A 17,108-nucleotide genomic window follows, 5' to 3' on the forward strand; every position below is an offset into this window, starting at 1 on the left:
GAAGGTGTTGGCAACGGACTTCGGGGCTTTACCACCTGAGGTTAACTCGGGCCTGTTGTATGCGGGCCCGGGGGCAGCGCCCATGCTGACCGCGGCCACCGCCTGGGATGGGCTTGCCACGGTATTGAATTCCGCCGCCGCGTCCTATGCCTCGGTGGTCTCGGGACTCACGCTCGAATCGTGGATGGGTCCGGCATCGGCGTCGATGGCGGCCGCGGCCGCACCGTATGCGACCTGGTTAGCCGTTGCCAACGAGCAGGCTCGCCAAACCGCCGCTCAGGCCCGGGCGGCGGCGACGGCATTTGAGACGGCGTTTGCGGTCGTTGTGCCACCGCCGCTGACCGCGGCCAATCGCAGCCAGGTGGCGTCATTGGTGGTTGCCAACGTCCTCGGACAGAACACTCCGGCAATCGAGACGCTGCAGGCCGAGTACGCCGAGATGTGGGCCCAGGACGCCGCGGTCATGTACCAGTACTCGGCGGCATCGGAGGCCGCGTCGACGTTGGCCGCGTTCACCTCCCCCGTACAGTCGACCGACCCAAGCGGCGCGCAGGCGAGCACGGCAGCGGGCGCCGCGGCCGCCGGCACAACCGCGCAAACCACCGCGAGCCAGCCGACGACCGCAGCTACCGATACGGCCCAGGGACTCGCGGCGGAGGTACCCACAATCCCGGCCGGTTCGGACCTGGCGGCACCGGCCGCGATCTCCATCCCCACCCCGGTCGGCGAACTGGACCTGTTGGCCGCCTACATCGCGGTCGCCGCGACAGCCAGCTTGAGCCTTTCCGCCGTGAACACCGCCAGGCCCTGGAGCTACAGCACCAACAATGACCACGCCCAACCGAACGGCGGTGGGGTGGCACCGACACAGGGCAACACCCTGGGTACGGAGCGGCCCGACGCCGAGGTGTTGGTGTCCGCGCCCAACGTCGTGCCCACCTCGGCGTTCGTGGGACATGCGGCATTGGTCGGTGCCCTGTCGGTGCCGCACAGTTGGGCCATGGCCGCCCCCGAGATCAGGTTGGCCGTCGAGTCGCTGCCCAGCGCGGGCGGGCTGAGCGCGCCTGCCGGTCCCGACATGGGCGGCGTGGCTCCGACCGGCCTGCTCAGTGGGATGGCGTTGGCGAGTCTGGCCGGACGCGGCGCGACCGGCGCGGGCAGTCGTAGCCCCAGCGAGTCGGCGACCAACGAAGACGAACAGCCACAGCGCAAGCCGACGGTGGTGGTTATCCCAAAACCGCCGCCGGCCGGGGGGCCACCGGCCGCCCGCCCCTGACCGATCCCAGCCATCGATTCCCCCCAATCCAAGCCGGGTTCGCCGAACATGTTTGTCATCGGCCGCGGATGGCAATGTTTCCCCGAAGGGGGCGTATCGGCCGGCCTATACGCCTACCTAGGTCCCGTCGGTTCAGCCCGAGAGCCGACGGGACCGACTTTTTCCGGCCTATTCCCGACGCTTTTGCGGTCCTCGACACGGCTCTCGGGATATGAAGGAGTACGCACGCCGACCAGGAGTACCGTGCCGCTTATGGACGGCACAACTGGTGTGTGGATTCTGGGCGGCTATCAAAGCGACTTCGCCCGCAACCTCACCAAGGAAAACCGCGACTTTGCGGACCTAACCGCTGAGGTGGTCCCGAGCACGCTGGCCGCGGCCCAGATTGAGGCCGCCGACATCGGGGTCGTACATGTCGCCAATGCCTTCGGCGAGATGTTTGCTGGGCAGGGCCATCTGGGTGCGATGCCCGCGACGGAGTCCGATGGCCTCTGGGATACCCCGGCCTCCCGTCATGAAGCGGCATGCGCGTCGGGCAGCGTGGCAACGTTGGCCGCGATCGCCGATCTGCGATCGGGTTTCTACAACAGCGCGCTCGTCGTCGGACTCGAGCTGGAGAAGACGGTGCCCGGCGATACCGCGGCACAGTATCTGGGCGCGGCGGGCTGGACCGGACACGAGGGTGCCGAGGCGCGTTACCTGTGGCCGTCGGTGTTCACGCAGGTTACCGACGAATATGACCGACGCTACGGCCTGGACGACACGCACCTGCGCAGCATCGCCCAACTCAACTACGCCAACGCGCGCCGCAACCCCAACGCCCAAACTCGGGGATGGACGATCCCGGATCCAATCACCGACGACGATGCCACCAATCCCATCACCGAAGGCCGGCTGCGGCGGTTGGATTGCAGTCAAATGACCGACGGTGGCGCGGGTTTGGTCCTGGTCAACGATGCCTATCTGCGCGACCATCCGGGTACGCGCCCGATCGGCCGCATCGACGGCTGGGGGCATTGCACCGTGGGGCTGGGTCTGCAACAGAAACTCGACCGCCCGGCCCAAGGTGAGTCGGGTCAATACGTGCTGCCGCATGTGCGGAAAGCGGCGCTCGACGCCTTGCGCCGCGCACACGTGAGCCTCGATGACCTCAACGGGTTCGAGGTGCATGACTGCTTTACCCCCAGCGAGTACCTCGCCATCGACCACATCGGGCTGACCGGCCCGGGGGAATCGTGGAAGGCCATCGAAAACGGTGAGATCGAGATCGGCGGACGTCTGCCCATCAACCCGAGCGGAGGACTGATCGGTGGCGGCCACCCGGTCGGAGCTTCCGGCGTACGAATGCTGCTCGATGCGGCCAAGCAGGTCAGCGGCGCGGCCGGCGACTATCAGGTTGAGAACGCGACCAAGTTCGGCACGCTGAACTTCGGCGGCAGCACCGCCACCACCGTCAGTTTCGTTGTCAGCACAACCAAGGACGCATGACATGGATGTCGAGATCGTCGGTAAGTATCTGTCCACTCTTCCCGAAGACGACGACCACCCATATCGCACCGGGCCGTGGCGGCCGCAAACCACCGAATGGAACGCTGACGACCTGACCGTGGTCGAGGGCGAGATCCCCCATGACCTCGACGGCGTCTACCTGCGCAACACCGAGAATCCACTGCATCCGGCATTCAAGACCTATCACCCGTTTGACGGAGACGGCATGCTGCACGTGGTCGGCTTTCGTGACGGAAAGGCCTTCTACCGCAACCGTTTTATCCAGACGGACGGTTTCCGGGCGGAAAACGAGGCCGGCGAACCGCTGTGGCCCGGACTGGCCGAGCCGATACAACTGGCCAAGCGTGACCAGGGCTGGGGTGCTCGCACGCTGATGAAGGACGCGTCCAGTACCGACGTCATCGTGCACCGGGGCATCGCACTAACCAGCTTCTACCAGTGTGGGGACCTCTACCGGGTGGATCCGTCGTCGGCCACCACGCTGGGCAAAGAGACCTGGAGCGGACACTTCCCGTTCGACTGGGGCGTATCCGCGCATCCCAAGGTCGACGGCAAGACCGGCGAGCTGCTCTTCTTCAACTACAGCAAGCAAGAACCGTACATGCGCTACGGCGTTGTCGACCAGGACAACGAGCTGGCGCACTACGTCGACATCCCGCTGCCCGGGCCCAGGCTGCCGCATGACATGGCCTTCACCGAGAACTACGCCATCCTCAACGACTTCCCCCTTTTCTGGGATCCGCAGCTGCTCGAACACAACCTTCATCTGCCGCGCTTCTACCCGGACATGCCGTCGCGCTTCGCGGTGATCCCCCGCCGGGGCAGCACTGCCGACATCCGGTGGTTCGAGGCGGATCCGACCTTCGTCCTGCATTTCACCAACGCTTACGAGGAAGGCGACGAGATCGTGCTCGACGGCTTCTTCGAGGGCGCGCCCCACCCCCTCGAAACCAGCGCCAGCAGCACCAAGTGGGAAAAGCTCTTCCGCTTCCTGGCGCTGGATCGCCTGCAGACCCGATTGTACCGATGGCGGCTCAACCTGGTCACCGGCGCGGTCAAGGAAGAACGGCTGTCCGAGTCCATCACCGAGTTCGGGACCATCAATTCCGACTATGCCGCCCGCCAATATCGCTACGCCTACGCGGCCACCGGCAAACCGGGTTGGTTCCTGTTCGACGGTTTGGTCAAACATGACCTGTTGACCGGCAATCAGGAAGGCATTTCGTTTGGGGAAGGTGTCTATGGCAGTGAGACCCAGATGGCTCCACGGGTGGGCAGTTCGGCCGAAGATGACGGCTACCTGGTAACCCTGACCACCGACATGAACGACGACGCCTCGTATTGCCTGGTCTTCGACGCCGCCCGAATCGCCGACGGCCCGGTGTGCAAACTGGAACTGCCGGAACGCATTTCCAGCGGAACCCATTCAACATGGGTGCCGGGTAATGAATTGCGCCGCTGGCACCATGCCGACTCGGCGCCCAGCGCTATCGGGCTCTAACCGCCAAGGAACGGACATGAAGCGACGCCGGCACACCCATTGGCCCCATGAACTTGCCTCGATCGGCGCCATGCGGTTTGCTCGCCGCTCGTCGAACTTCGAAGAGACCGTCCGGTTTTACCGCGAACTGGTGGGCCTTCCGCTCTTCGAGACGTTCGGGGACAGTTTCGGCAGCAACGGCGCGATATTCGGGCTACCCAGCTGGAATCTGACGCTCGAGATCGTCGAGTCGGTCGACACCGTCGCGGTCGATCACCACGAACAGCTATGCCTGTACTTCCCCGACCAGCCCGCACAGCAAGCGGCTATCGCACGCCTCAGGGAGGCGGCGATCGAACCAGTCCAGCAGCACCCGTACTGGGAAGCCGTGGGAGCGGTCACCTTCCGTGATCCGGATGGACGCGAGGTGGTGTTCGCGCCCTTCGTGTACGGAGTCAACGAACCCGGTGAAAGCGCCGCGTCGGGAACTCACGAATTCCCTTCCGGCTGAGGCCTTCAGCGCGTCGATCGACCGCCGAACGCGGCGGCGGCCACCGCCCACAGCGAGCATGCCACCGCGCACACCGCACTGCCGATACCAACATAGAGCCCGTACTCCGCCGACACCGGTGGATTGACGTTGAGTTTGTAGTACCACGCCGCGAGCGCCACGATGAGCAAGGAAATAACCAGGGCAGCAATCGAAGAGAGCCTGACCGACAGACCGCGGCCCACCATGGCGCCGGCCACCAGTAGCGTCGAGGACAGCAACACGATCAGCTGGCCGGCGCCGAAGCCGGTCGGTAGTTCCAGGTTGCCGTGCGCAACGCCGATGGCATTCGCCCAACCCCCGCCACCAACCGCCGTGGTTAGCCACGGCATCCAGGCGCTGGCTCCCATGACCGCGGCAAACAGGGCGACCAGCCAACCAGGGCGCAAGCGGCGAGTCATGATTGCGAGATTAGCCGAATGCCACCCGGGCCCGGGGAACCGACCGCCGGGCCAGCGTGGTGTCGTCGGGCTAGGCCCGCAGTGACGAGAGGTTGAAGTTCGCCCCGGTCGGATCGCTGGCCGCGGCCAGCCGGCCGTAGGGCGTGTCTTCGGCGCCGCGCACCACCGCTCCACCGTTGTCGGCGATCATCTGCAGCGTTTTGTCGACATCCTCGGCACCGAAGAAGATACTCCACTGCGATGGCACCCCCTCGGGCAGCAGCCTGGCGCCGTCCATGACCCCGAGGAGCTGTTCACCGTCGAAGGACGCGGTGGTGTAGCGGAATTCGTCGGTGTCACCGACTTGTTCGGTTTGCCACCCGAAAAGTCGGCGGTAAAAGCCGATCGCGGGGTGGTAGTCACGGGTCGTCAATTGATGCCAGACCGCAGCGCCCGCCTCACCGATGATCTCGAATCCACGGTGCCCAAGCGGCTGCCACAGCCCAAAGAACGCGCCGGCCGGGTCGGTCGCCATGCACATGAAGCCCTTGGCGGGTATCTCCATGGGGTCCACGCATCTGGAGCCGCCCGCTGCGGTCACCGCGGCGGCCGCCGCGTTGATGTCAGCGGTGTGGAAGTAGGTGGTCCAATTGTCCGGCGCCTGCCATTCGGGATTGTTGGCCATCAGGCCGGCGACCGGATGACCGTTGCGGGCGGCATTGACGTAGCCCCCGTATTCGGGTCCCGCCGACTCGAACGTCCAGCCGAAAACCGTGCCGTAGAAGTCTTGGGCGCGGTCGATGTCAGATGTCGTCAGGTCGATCCAGCAGGGGGCGCCTAGCGGCGCGGCGTTACGGATGGGCACGATGACCTCCCTAGTGTGTGGGCCCGGATGCGGGTTCACAGATATGGACCACGACCGATCCAGAAACTCATCGGCAGTCGCGAAGTTTAACCCGATCCGCCATCGATGAGGGGCCGTCATCACCCACCCCTGATCACCGAATGACGTTCTAGTACTTACGCATCCGTGCTGACCAGCTTGACCCAGGCCACCCTGACGAGCATTCTCTTCGATAACGCGCCGCGGTGGTCCTATCCCCCTGACAGGCGACTGGAAGGGCAACCCGTGGACATTTGGCAGATCTTGTGCGATCTGGCGCAGGAAACGTGGCTGGAGCATTCGCGGGAGTTGGCTGAGTGGCTACTCGAACGAGAAAAGTCGGTAGCAAGCTCCGCGGAGGGCCGGCGCGGATCCAGCGTTTGCGGTTGGACTATGCGATTGATGACCGCTCTGGAGCTATCGCTTGGCGACGGGACCCCGGACAACGGCGATCGCTTGGCGGCCAGCGGCGCCAAGTTCGATGAACTCAGTGCCCAAATCGCCGCTCTTGGCCCCGACGACGGCTGGCAGGGCCTGGCGGCGCAGGCCTACCTAGCCCAAAACCTCGCACAGTCACAGCGCGTGAAGCTGATGGGCGATCTCGACCATGAAACCAGCCAGCTGGTTTCCGCCCAAGCCAAAGCGATTGAAAGGGTTCGCGATGTCCTGATCGTAGAGAGAATCGCGCTCATCGGTACGTTCGCGCTTTGCCTTTGGTATGAACTGATGGATGGCCCCGAAGGCCAAGCTCTTTCGATGGAAGTCGCGATAGCCGCATGCGCGGTTGCGTTGATCGTCCTGAGCGGCTTCCTGGTCGATCTGTGCAACACCACATCCCAGGACCACAGTGAATTGCATTCCGCGACAAAAAAATTGACCGACATGCTGGCGACCTTGCCAACTCTGTCCGACCCGGGTCCCGGGCTGGCGGGTGCGCCCCTCCCGCCGTCACAATCCGATCCGGAATTCAACGTCGCCGGTCTGTTTGACCGCACCGGGCAGCTCCCCGAGGCAGCTGAGATCTCGGTGGCTTTGGCCGACTTGCCCGGCTCTGTTGAATTCAGCGTGCCCACGCTGCCGGGCCCCGGCTTTCCCGACTTCGGTGCACCCGACTTGCCCGTCCCCGGCTTGGCCGGATTGCCGACACTGCCCGAACCGGCCGCCTTGGCCACGCCACCCGCGATGGCTCAGCTAGCCGCACCCTTGCGCCGGCTCACCGGGCTCTCGGGGACAACCGGAGCGCTCGCCAAACTCACCAACACAGCCAGCCAACAGGCACAGTTGATCGCCGCACTGACCCACGACAAACCCGGCACCGCGGAGGGCCCCACCGACGCACCGCGCGCTCCGGTGGGCGCCAGGGCCGGGCACCCAGGAGGGCCCCAGCAGCGCGTCCAATAACGCACCTGAGCACTCGAAGTTGCCTTCCGCCGGCCCCGACGGAACGGATTTCGGCCTCCGCGTCAACCAGGTGGCTACGAGCCAGCCACGTGCGGCCGGAGCCGCCTCGGGTTAGCCGGCAGCCGGCGGGGCGAATACGGTGACGAAGTTCCGCAGCGATGCGTTGATATCGCTGCGCAGCGCCGCGGCGACGACCATGCCGATCGGACCGAACAGAGCCGGCCCACCAAGGTGCACGTCGAAGCTGACGATCGAGCCTTCTTCTCCGGCTGCAACCTTGGCCATCAGCTTGACCTTGACGCCGCCGACCCCGTCACCGTTGAGGGTCATGCCTTCCGGCGGCTGGTAGCGCACGATGGTCCATTTGATGCGGTTGTGCATGCCCTTGACCTGCACGATTGATTCGACGACCGCACCCTTTTCGAGGGTTTCGGGCAACGTGCTGCGCCACACTCGGTGGATCGTCAGCCACTCCTTGAAGCGGGAGAGATCGGATGCGTGCATCCATGCCTCGTCCGGAGACAGCGGCACGTCGATCGACCCGGAAAGTTTCGCCATGTGATCAGTTCTGCTGCTCGCCCGCGGCGCCGGGACCAGCGACTTTCTTGGCCCCCTCTTGCACCTTGTGGATGGTGTCGGAGTACTTCCCTTCGGTCTTCTCGTCGACGAATTCGCCGGCCTTGTCGATCACCGTCTCGACCTTGTCGGCGTTCTGCGCCAGCAGGTCTTTCGCCTTGTCCAGGATTCCCATGTGCAACCGTCCGTTTCTCTCGGGGATGGTCAGCGTCTGCCCGGAAACCCTACTTGTCAGAGTCAGCGATGTGACCGTTGACTACCGCACTAGACAGCCGGCTAGGGCACGGAGCCCTCGAGGAAAAGACCGGACAGTTGACTGCCGACATTCCCGATACCGGAGATAACGCCTGCTATCGCCAAGCCAAGGTCGCTGGTGTTGCCGACGCCAGAGGTTGCGCCACCCAGGTTGGTGATACCCGAGAGGAGGCTGCCGCCATAGTTCTGCAGTCCGGAGGCATAGGAGCCGAAGTTCCACACTCCGGAGAGGGTGTCGCCGACGTTGCCGAAGCCCGATACACCCCCGGGACCCGAGTTGAAGAATCCCGACGACGGGCTATCGGTCGCGTTGCCGAAGCCAGGCGCCGTCGGCAGATCGAGAATCGGAATGGAGATGGGGCCGATGCCCGCGCCGATCGCGGTATTGAGCGAGGTGGAGTCGCTGCCCAGCAAAAGAACGATGGGGATTCGGCTGATGGGGATGTCCGGAACCACGATGGGACGCACCTCGGAGTCAAGCGGCAGATCCAACGTGATCGGTAGCCCGTCCACGTGGACGTCGAAGCTGACATCCGTATTCGGGATGTGGACGCTGACCGTCGCCCCTCCGGACTCTCCATCGACATTGAGGTGCAAATTCACCGGTATCGGTGTGGCGGCGCTCCCGACCCCGTCCACTGTGAAGGACTGCACGGTGAGGCCGGTGATGGCGCCGGTGATGGGGATGTTGAGAATTCCGCCTCCACCGATGGTCAGCGGGATCTGCGGGATGGTGATGGTGTAGTCGGCGCCGATCAGGCCTTGCCCGGTGCCGCGCCAGAAGAAGCCGTTGTTCATGCCCCCGGAGACAAACGCCCCGGTATTGATGTTGCCGCTGTTACCCAGCCCGGTGTTGGTGTCCCCGGTGTTAAACCAGCCGGTGTTCACATGACCCGGGTTAAACGAACCCGTGTTGTAGGCACCGGCGTTGAACCCACCAGAGTTGTAGGCACCCGCATTACCCCACCCCGTGTTGGCCAGCCCCGAGTTGAACCAGCCCGTGTTGGTCAAACCCGCATTCGCGATCCCGGTGTTGAAACTGCCCGAGTTAGCAATCCCGAAGTTGCCCGACCCAGAGTTGAAGAACCCGATATTGCCGTCACCGGAGCTGAACAACCCCACATTCCCGCTCCCGGAGTTCCACCCACCAAACCCAACCTGATGATCCCCGCTCAGCCCAATCCCAATGTTGCCCGACCCCTGATTCCCAAACCCGAAATTACCCACACCCGTGTTACCCCACCCGATGTTCCCCCACCGGTATTCCCCCACCCCCAGTTACCATCCCCGGTATTCGCCCCACCCACATTGCCACCACCCACATTGGCGCCACCCACATTGCCCACACCCGAACCCATACTCGGAATCGTGTTCACCCACCCCGACACCCCAGCACCAAGGTTGAACACCCCCGAACCCAACGCCCCCACATTGCAGGGCTCCGGCGTTGTTGATTAGCAGGCTTGTGAGCTGGGGAATTGTGGATTGAGGAGGTCTAGGCGGCGGTTGGCGGTCAAAGCGGTGATCCGGCAGGCTTCGGCGATGTTGTCGGCGCCGTTGAGGCGGTGCAGATTGATCGCGGTGTTGCGTAGCGTTGCTAGGACCTGTGCGCCGTTTCCGGTATGTGCCCTTTGACGGTCTTCGTCGAAGGTGACGTCGCGTATCCAGTGCAGGCTGTTCTCGATTCCCCAGTGTTGACGCATCCAGGTCATGATCGCGGTAGGGCGGGCGTGCTCGAACGGCAGGCTGCAGATGGCATAGACCACCTCCACGCTGCGCTGGTCGGTGGCGGTGATCAAGCGTTCACGAGTGATCCGGATGATTTGTTTTGCGTAGGGGAAGCCGATTCCTCGTGCAGCGGTGATGATTTGCAGGGTGCGGGTCTCGACACGGCCGTGGCCGCGGGAGTCGTCGGTAGCGGCTGCGGGCACCTCGGCCCAGGGCAGCGCGGTGATACGCGCAAGTATTTTGGCTTGGTTGGACTTGACGATCATCAGGTAGTGCGACTTCAAGGTGGCGCAGATCAACTTCGCGGTGACGACCTGGGTATGCATCGCATCCACGGTGACCAGCCACCGCAAGCTACCCGGCAGCAGCGTGAGCAGGGCACGTACGCAGGGAATTTCATTGCTTTTCTCGGCGACAGCGAGTTGACCGAGCACCAATCGGGCACGGTGGGCGAACACCGACACGAGATGCGTGGCTGTCGCTTTGGCGCGTAAAGCACCACGCAGCATCTTGCCGTCCAACGCGATCGGCACCAATCCACTGGGGTCGCTGCTGGCCACGTGTGCAGTGAAGTAACTGCCCATCCTGGCGTTGAGGTCGGCGGGGTCTAGCCGAGACAAAACAGCGCGGAAGGTCTTCTCACTGGGCCGCCGGAACCGGACCCCTAATTAGGCCAACACATCATCGGGAGCGGTGGCCGCCCATGTGGCAAAACCAGCATAGCCGCGCATCCCCGCGGCAGTGGCCAGAACCGCGATCGCCAACAAAGCCATCAGCGAATACCTCCGACCGCGTGGGTCCCTCGGGTCTGGCACCGAGGCCAACACATCGAGAAACTCCGATCCGATGAGCTCGCTGCGCTCACCAGGACTCCAGCGGTCGAACACCTCTGGAACCGACGACACAGGCAATACTGAAACGGTAGGCACGGGCAACTCCAGACCAACGACGAACAGTAACCAACTCGATCGTTCTCCAGATAGCCCGTGCCTACACTCCGGCCCCAATAGCGCGGCACCAAAGATCATCAACACAGCTCACAAGCCTGCTAATCAACAACGCCGGAGCCCTGCCACCGGACCCACACCCGGACCCGACAACGCCAACTGCAACGACTCCCCCGGACCCCCCACCATCAAATCCACCTGCGGACCCGTAATCGTGATCGGATCCACCACAATCGGCCCAATCGTCCCGGTCAGGCTGTTTCCGTCGACCGGATTGAGGTGTATCGGGGGCAGCATGAATTCGCTCAGTCTGATCTCGCCAAGATGGCCGGATAGCGGGATGTCCAGCGGCACTTGGACGTTAAAGCCCACTGCGATCTCGGGGATGGTGATGGTGTAGTCGAAGCCGATTTGGCCTTGAGCGTCCCCGCGCCAGAAGAACCCGTTGTTCTGACTGCCCTGGTTGAACCCGCCGGTATTGAGGTGACCGCTATTGCCGAACCCGGTGTTGAGGTTCCCGGTGTTGGCCCACCCCGTGTTGGTATCACCCGCATTGAGATCCCCGGTATTGGAGGCACCCGTGTTGAAACTGCCCGAGTTGTAATCACCCGCATTACCCACCCCGGTGTTCAGCACACCCGAGTTGAACACCCCGGTGTTGTAGCGCCCCGCGTTGAACAACCCCGTATCAAACTCACCCGAGTTACCCACACCCCAGTTACCGGTCCCGGAGTTGAACATCCCCACATTCCCACTCCCGGAGTTCCAGCCCCCAAACCCCACCTGACCACTACCGGTCAGCCCGATCCCCAGATTATTGCTCCCACTATTCCCAAACCCGATATTCCCCAACCCACTATTACCCAAACCAACGTTATAGTCACCCGCATTACCAATGCCCAATATTGTACGAACCCAAGTTCCCCGGCCCGAAATTATACGAACCAATATTCCCCGAACCCAGGTTGAAACCACCCCAATTCCCAGAACCAAAGTTCAGGCCACCAACATTCCCAAACCCAACATTCCCATCACCCACACTCGCAAACCCAACATTCCCCACACCCAAATTCCCCAACCCAGCATTAAAAATGTTGGTCCGCCCGGGGAAATCGATGATGGCCGTCTGCACGGCCGCCGCCGCCGCGGCGGGGCTCTGCAGCACCTGGGTGAACGGTGTCAGCGCCGCCACTGCCGCTGACGCCCCGGTGTGGTAACCGAACATGGCGGCCACATCCTGGGCCCACATCTGCTCGTATTCGGCCTCGACCGTCGCGATCGCGGGAGCGTTGAAGCCCAGCAGGTTGGATGTCACCAATGACACCAACTGCGTCCGGTTGGCCAACACCGCCACCGGATGCACCGTCGCCGCTACGGTGGCCTCAAAGGCCGCCGCCGCGATCCGGGCCTGGCTGGCCGCCTGCCCTGCTTGCACTCCGGTCGATGCCAGCCAACCCAGATAGCCGCTGGCGACGTTTGCCATCGCGGCAGAGGCCGGCCCCTGCCAGGAAGAACCGGTGAGCGCGGAGGTCACCGAGGAGAAAGCGGCAGCCGCCGATCCCAACTCGCCAGCCAGTCCATCCCAGGCCGCTGCCGCGGACAACAGCGGGCCCGACCCGGCACCGCTGAATATCCGAGCCGAGTTTATTTCTGGTGGCGACACCGAAAAACTCATCGCCGCAGCCCTTCTCAGGCGGCCGCCAAGCCGGAGGCCACCTGCCCCCCCGACAACCCGACGATCCACGGGATCCACCCGGTCGTCGCCCATTGGCTGGTATCGCATCAGCATACGGCGGTTACCACGGGGACACGGGAACTTTAACAAAAAACTGTGACCAGTGATCATAAACCGGATTATTCAATCGCAATGTAAACTCTTTGTACAAAATCGTCGCTTTGGCCGCCCGGACACCATTTTGTCCACATCACCAATTTGTCGCGCGGCCGCGCGACTCGAGCTAGCGCGAGTCGAGAAGAAGAATCAGATTCGCAGCTACCAGCGAATCGAGGCCGGCGTCGCCCTAGCCAGCTATCGCCATACCCGCGGACGCAACCCCAGGGCTCTGGCCCGCAGCCACCACATGGCCTCGATCAGCGCGGCCCCGAGCAGACCGATCCCCAAAGCGATCGAAGTCGTGGCCAGATTGGAGGGATCCAGAAAGAACTTCCGCTGCGCCAGCGGGAGGCTGAAGATCGCCACATAGGCTAGGCCACAAGCGATTACGAGACCCAGTCGCCACCAGCGATAGGGCCGGGCCACCACCGCCAGTACCCACAACGCGGTTACCAGCAGAGTTATCAGGGCGGCGGTTGAGGCTTGCGTCTGCTCCTGCCACGTCGAATGTCGCCCAGGATAGGCGGTCAGGTAGGAGACGAAGGTCGCGACGCCGACCACCAGTCCAGATGGCAGCGCAGAGGTGAGGACCCGCCGTACGAAGCCTGGATAGGCCCGCTCGTCGTTGGGCGCCAGCGACAAAATAAAGGACGGAATTCCGATCGTGAACCACGCCGCGATCGTGACGTGTATTGGCTGAAACGGATACAGCAATGGATCTGCGCCCAATGGCTTGGCGAACAAGCATTCGATACCCACCAGCAACGCCAACAACGCCGAATACACGGTCTTGGTCAGAAATAGATTAGCGACGCGCTCGATATTGCCGATAACCCGCCGACCCTCGCCGACGACGTAAGGCAACGTGGCAAACCTGTTGTCAAGCAGGACTATCTGCGCCACCGCGCGCGACGCGGGACTACCGGTTCCCATCGCCACGCCGATATCGGCATCCTTGAGGGCCAGTACATCGTTGACCCCGTCGCCGGTCATCGCCACCGTGTGCCCATGGGACTGCAGCGCATGCACTATGGCGCGCTTCTGGTCCGGCCGCACCCGCCCAAAAGTGGTGTAGGTATCCAGGACGTCGGCCAACTCGGGCTGCTCCGATGGCAGCTGTCGCGCATCCATGGTTTGGCCCTGCAACCCGAGCTTGGCGGCGACCGCGCCGACCGATACCGCGTTGTCCCCAGAGATGACCTTCACCGAAACATTCTGAGCGGCAAAGTACTCCATCGTTTCGCGCGCATCGGGCCGTACTTTCTGCTCCAGAATCACCAAGGCGGCCGGAGTTACCTGGCCCGGTGCGCAGGGATCGTCCACCTCCACGTCTGCGACCCCCAGAAGCAGGATTCGCAGCCCCTGTGCCCCAATCCGTTCCGCCTCCCGGGCGGCCTCGGACGCCGAATCCAGCAGCACATCGGGTGCACCGATCACCCAATTTCCGTGGTCGCGAAATGATATGCCGCTCCACTTGGTTGCCGATTTGAACGGCGCCGTTGCGGTGGGGGTCCAGTCCGGTGGTGACGGAAAGGCCTGCGCAATGGCCTGCATGCTGGCGTTGGGCCGAGCATCGGCGGCAGCCAGGAAGGCCAGCACGTCGGCGACGGCCCCATGCTGGTCGGCGATGAGTTCGTCGACATCGGACACGCGCATACCGGTTTCGGTCAGCGTGCCGGTCTTGTCGGCGCACACCACGTCGACCCGGGCCAGTCCTTCGATGGCGGGCAATTCCTGTACCAGGCACTGGCGTTGCCCCAACCTGACGACGCCGACAGCGAACGCTATCGAGGTCATCAGCACCAGGCCCTCTGGGACCATCGGCACCAACGCGCCCACCGTTCGCAGCACCGAGTCTCGCCAACCCGCGTGGGTGGTGAACAGCTGGGTATAGATGGTCAGCAACCCGGCAGGTATCAACAGATAGGTGATGAATTGCAGAATCTTGTTGATGCCGCTGCGCAATTCGGATTTCACCAGGGTGAACTTGCTCGCCTCTGCGGCAAGCTTGGCAGCGTATGCTTCGTGCCCCACCTTGGTCGCACGGTATGCCCCGCTACCTGCAACCACGAAGCTGCCTGACATGACTTGTTCGCCCACGTGTTTGGCGATCGAATCGGCCTCACCGGTGAGCAGGGATTCGTCGATCTCGAGGTTGTCCTGCTCGAGGACTTCGCCATCAACGACGACCTGATCGCCAGGTCCGAGTTCGATGACGTCGTCGAGCACCACCTCGCTGGGCGACATTGTGCGGGTGCCGGATTGCCGCCGAACCAACGGTTTCGCCTGGCCGAGGATTGCCAGGTTGTCCAGTGTCTGTTTTGCCCGCAGCTCCTGGATCATTCCGATGATGCTGTTGGCGATGATCAGCAGGCCGAACATCCCGTTGATCACCGAACCGGTCGCCAGGACGATCAGCAGCAGCACGCCCAGAATCGCATTGATCCTGGTGAATACGTTGGCCCGAACGATTTGGGCCACACTGCGAGTCGCCCGCTCGGGAATGTCATTGCTCTTACCTTCGGCTAACCGAGCCGCCACTTCGGCATCGGTCAAGCCGATGGCAGTCATCGCGTGAACGTTCCGAGCTTGTTCGAATCGAAATACTCGAGATTGAGCGTGTCACCGGCGAAGGTCGCCTTCGAAATCGAACCGGGCAAAGCGTTCTCCGTTGACAGGGGGAACGTGAAAGTGTCGCCGTCCCAATGCGTCAGGTCAAACGTCTGGTTCTTTGGCCCCATCGACAACTGCAGCTGGCCATCGCGCTCCGTCACGGTGGCGGGGCCCCAATAGTCGTTGGCGTATCCCCCGACGTAGTCGCTTGGCGGCCGGGCCGGTTCAGGGTTGACCGGGGGCTGCTTGCCGACCAGAGATCCTTCCGGGGTATTGATGGGGCTCATTTGCTGTCGGTATAGGTTCGTCCAGTCTTCGCGGACTTCGCCGTATTGCACCAGATCCATGAATTGGGCGGTGAGCGCTTCGGGTATGCCGTAGGGCGCGGCATTGGTCAGCGCGACGATGGCGATGTCTTCGGAGGGTAGGACCACAAAGTTGGTAGCGGCCCCGAGCCCGAACGCCCCGGAGTGGCCGTACTGGGTGCGGCCCGCGGAACTCACCGACACGGTGAACCCATGGCCGTAGAAGCCGGCGCGAGCTTTCGGTGAGAGCGCCGCCGACGAGATGACCTGCGGTGTGATGGCGGGGAGCAACGCCTCCGGTGACACGATTTGCTGACCGTTGTACTCGCCGTTGGCCAGCACCATGGTCAGCCAGTGGGCCATGTCATTGAGCGACGAACTCACCCCGCCCGCCGGCGTTTGAGCATCCGGGTCCCGTTGGAACCGGGCCTCCCACCGGTCCCCACCTTGATGTGGTTGACCGCGTGATTGGGCCGGGCCAGGAAGTCGGCGAATCGGGAACTGGTAGAGGTCATCCCCAGCGGGCGATAGAGCACCTCCTCGGACAGGTCCGGCCAGGCCTTGCCGGCTGCTGCCGCGACCGCATCGGCCGCGGCGGTCACACCGAAGTTGGTGTATGCATAGCTGATTCGAAAGGGGTCCAACGGCAGGTACTTCAACCGTTCGAGCACCTGCGTTGTGTCGTAGCCCAGATCTTCGAGCGCATCCCCGGCGTGGTCGGGCAACCCGGACCGGTGCGAATACAGGTCAGCGATCGTGGCGTGGTCGGTGACGTAGGGATCGCTGAGGGCAAACTCCGGTAGCTTCGAAACGACGGGCGTGTCCCAAGAAACGACATTGGTGCTGACCTCGTGCGCGACCACGGTCGCGCCGATGGGCTTGGACATCGAGGCCAGCTGAAAGACCGTGTCAGTGTCGACCTTGTTGTCCTGACCGTCGCCCTTGCTGACGTCCCGCACCCCGAATCCCTTGGCATACAGCGTCTTTCCACCGTGGACAATCGCAACCGCCATGCCGGGTATACCAGTGCTTTTCATCAGCTCGGCCACTAAGCCGTCAACCTTTGCGACCGCTTCGTCGATCCGGCCCGGGGGAATGTCGATACCGGAGACCTCATTGGGCGGGAGCTGCGACGGCGTCGATGGCGGGTTGGAATTTGATTGTTTGGGAGCACATCCCACCAACGCCAGGAACATCATCACCACTGCTGTCGTCGCCGCGCGTTTGGTCATTGCCGCACTCTAGCCGGGCAACGTCGCCCTCCCGGGTAGGCCCCATGCCACGCGCCGCCAGCACCGCTGGTGACCAGCGGGCATGCGGTCATGACAGTTCGCTGCGGCGTTCATGTCCCCGATGTCCGACGAGGACATC

10 protein-coding genes and 4 pseudogenes are annotated in these 17,108 nt (G+C 63.4%); 5 read left to right on the forward strand and 9 right to left on the reverse strand.

Features of this window, described 5'->3' with window-relative positions:
- Nucleotides 1-7: 7 nt before the first annotated feature.
- The 4 genes from CKW46_RS25355 to CKW46_RS25370 all read left to right on the forward strand — a co-directional run bounded on the left by CKW46_RS25355 (nucleotide 8) and on the right by CKW46_RS25370 (nucleotide 4,776).
- Complete coding sequence (locus CKW46_RS25355) at nucleotides 8-1,276, forward strand: PPE family protein (protein ID WP_482052540.1); 1,269 nt, start codon at nucleotides 8-10, stop codon at nucleotides 1,274-1,276.
- A 252-nt stretch (nucleotides 1,277-1,528) separates the two neighbouring features.
- Nucleotides 1,529-2,764: an acetyl-CoA acetyltransferase gene (locus tag CKW46_RS25360; RefSeq protein WP_482052541.1), complete on the forward strand. Its 1,236-nt coding sequence runs from the start codon at nucleotides 1,529-1,531 to the stop codon at nucleotides 2,762-2,764.
- 1 nt (nucleotide 2,765) lies between these two features.
- Complete coding sequence (locus CKW46_RS25365) at nucleotides 2,766-4,286, forward strand: carotenoid oxygenase family protein (protein ID WP_117436070.1); 1,521 nt, start codon at nucleotides 2,766-2,768, stop codon at nucleotides 4,284-4,286.
- A 16-nt stretch (nucleotides 4,287-4,302) separates the two neighbouring features.
- A complete protein-coding gene (locus tag CKW46_RS25370) occupies nucleotides 4,303-4,776 on the forward strand; it encodes a VOC family protein (protein WP_012396158.1) in 474 nt (157 codons plus the stop codon).
- A 5-nt stretch (nucleotides 4,777-4,781) separates the two neighbouring features.
- On the opposite strand, the gene CKW46_RS25375 is transcribed toward CKW46_RS25370, so the two are convergent.
- Nucleotides 4,782-5,216 (reverse strand): hypothetical protein, encoded by a 435-nt coding sequence (locus CKW46_RS25375; RefSeq protein WP_012396159.1) that lies wholly within the window; start codon nucleotides 5,214-5,216, stop codon nucleotides 4,782-4,784.
- 70 nt (nucleotides 5,217-5,286) lie between these two features.
- A complete protein-coding gene (locus CKW46_RS25380) occupies nucleotides 5,287-6,060 on the reverse strand; it encodes a VOC family protein (protein WP_012396160.1) in 774 nt (257 codons plus the stop codon).
- A gap of 420 nt (nucleotides 6,061-6,480) precedes the next feature.
- Between CKW46_RS25380 and CKW46_RS25385 the strand changes: the two genes are divergently transcribed.
- Nucleotides 6,481-7,479 (forward strand): EspA/EspE family type VII secretion system effector, encoded by a 999-nt coding sequence (locus CKW46_RS25385; protein WP_482052542.1) that lies wholly within the window; start codon nucleotides 6,481-6,483, stop codon nucleotides 7,477-7,479.
- Nucleotides 7,480-7,590: 111 nt separating this feature from the next.
- Here the strand turns inward: CKW46_RS25385 and CKW46_RS25390 are convergent, their stop codons facing one another.
- From CKW46_RS25390 to CKW46_RS25420, 7 genes and pseudogenes are all read right to left on the reverse strand, one after another.
- Nucleotides 7,591-8,037 carry a type II toxin-antitoxin system Rv0910 family toxin gene (locus CKW46_RS25390; protein ID WP_015357076.1) on the reverse strand — a complete coding sequence of 149 codons (447 nt, stop codon included), beginning with the start codon at nucleotides 8,035-8,037 and terminating at the stop codon, nucleotides 7,591-7,593.
- A 4-nt stretch (nucleotides 8,038-8,041) separates the two neighbouring features.
- Complete coding sequence (locus CKW46_RS25395; RefSeq protein WP_011738542.1) at nucleotides 8,042-8,230, reverse strand: antitoxin; 189 nt, start codon at nucleotides 8,228-8,230, stop codon at nucleotides 8,042-8,044.
- A gap of 101 nt (nucleotides 8,231-8,331) precedes the next feature.
- A pseudogene (locus tag CKW46_RS25400) lies at nucleotides 8,332-9,743 on the reverse strand (PPE family protein); the annotation flags it as partial.
- Nucleotides 9,744-9,764: 21 nt separating this feature from the next.
- Nucleotides 9,765-10,967 (reverse strand): annotated as a pseudogene (locus CKW46_RS25405) (ISAs1-like element IS2404/ISMul1 family transposase).
- A 123-nt stretch (nucleotides 10,968-11,090) separates the two neighbouring features.
- A pseudogene (locus CKW46_RS25410) lies at nucleotides 11,091-12,660 on the reverse strand (PPE family protein).
- A gap of 354 nt (nucleotides 12,661-13,014) precedes the next feature.
- Nucleotides 13,015-15,390, reverse strand: a complete 2,376-nt coding sequence (locus CKW46_RS25415; RefSeq protein WP_117436593.1) for a cation-translocating P-type ATPase — start codon at nucleotides 15,388-15,390, stop codon at nucleotides 13,015-13,017.
- A pseudogene (locus tag CKW46_RS25420) lies at nucleotides 15,387-16,969 on the reverse strand (serine hydrolase). The gene CKW46_RS25415 and the pseudogene CKW46_RS25420 overlap by 4 nt, the downstream one beginning before the upstream one ends.
- Nucleotides 16,970-17,108 lie beyond the last annotated feature (139 nt).

Source organism: Mycobacterium liflandii (assembly GCF_022354805.1).
Classification (GTDB): domain Bacteria; phylum Actinomycetota; class Actinomycetes; order Mycobacteriales; family Mycobacteriaceae; genus Mycobacterium; species Mycobacterium marinum.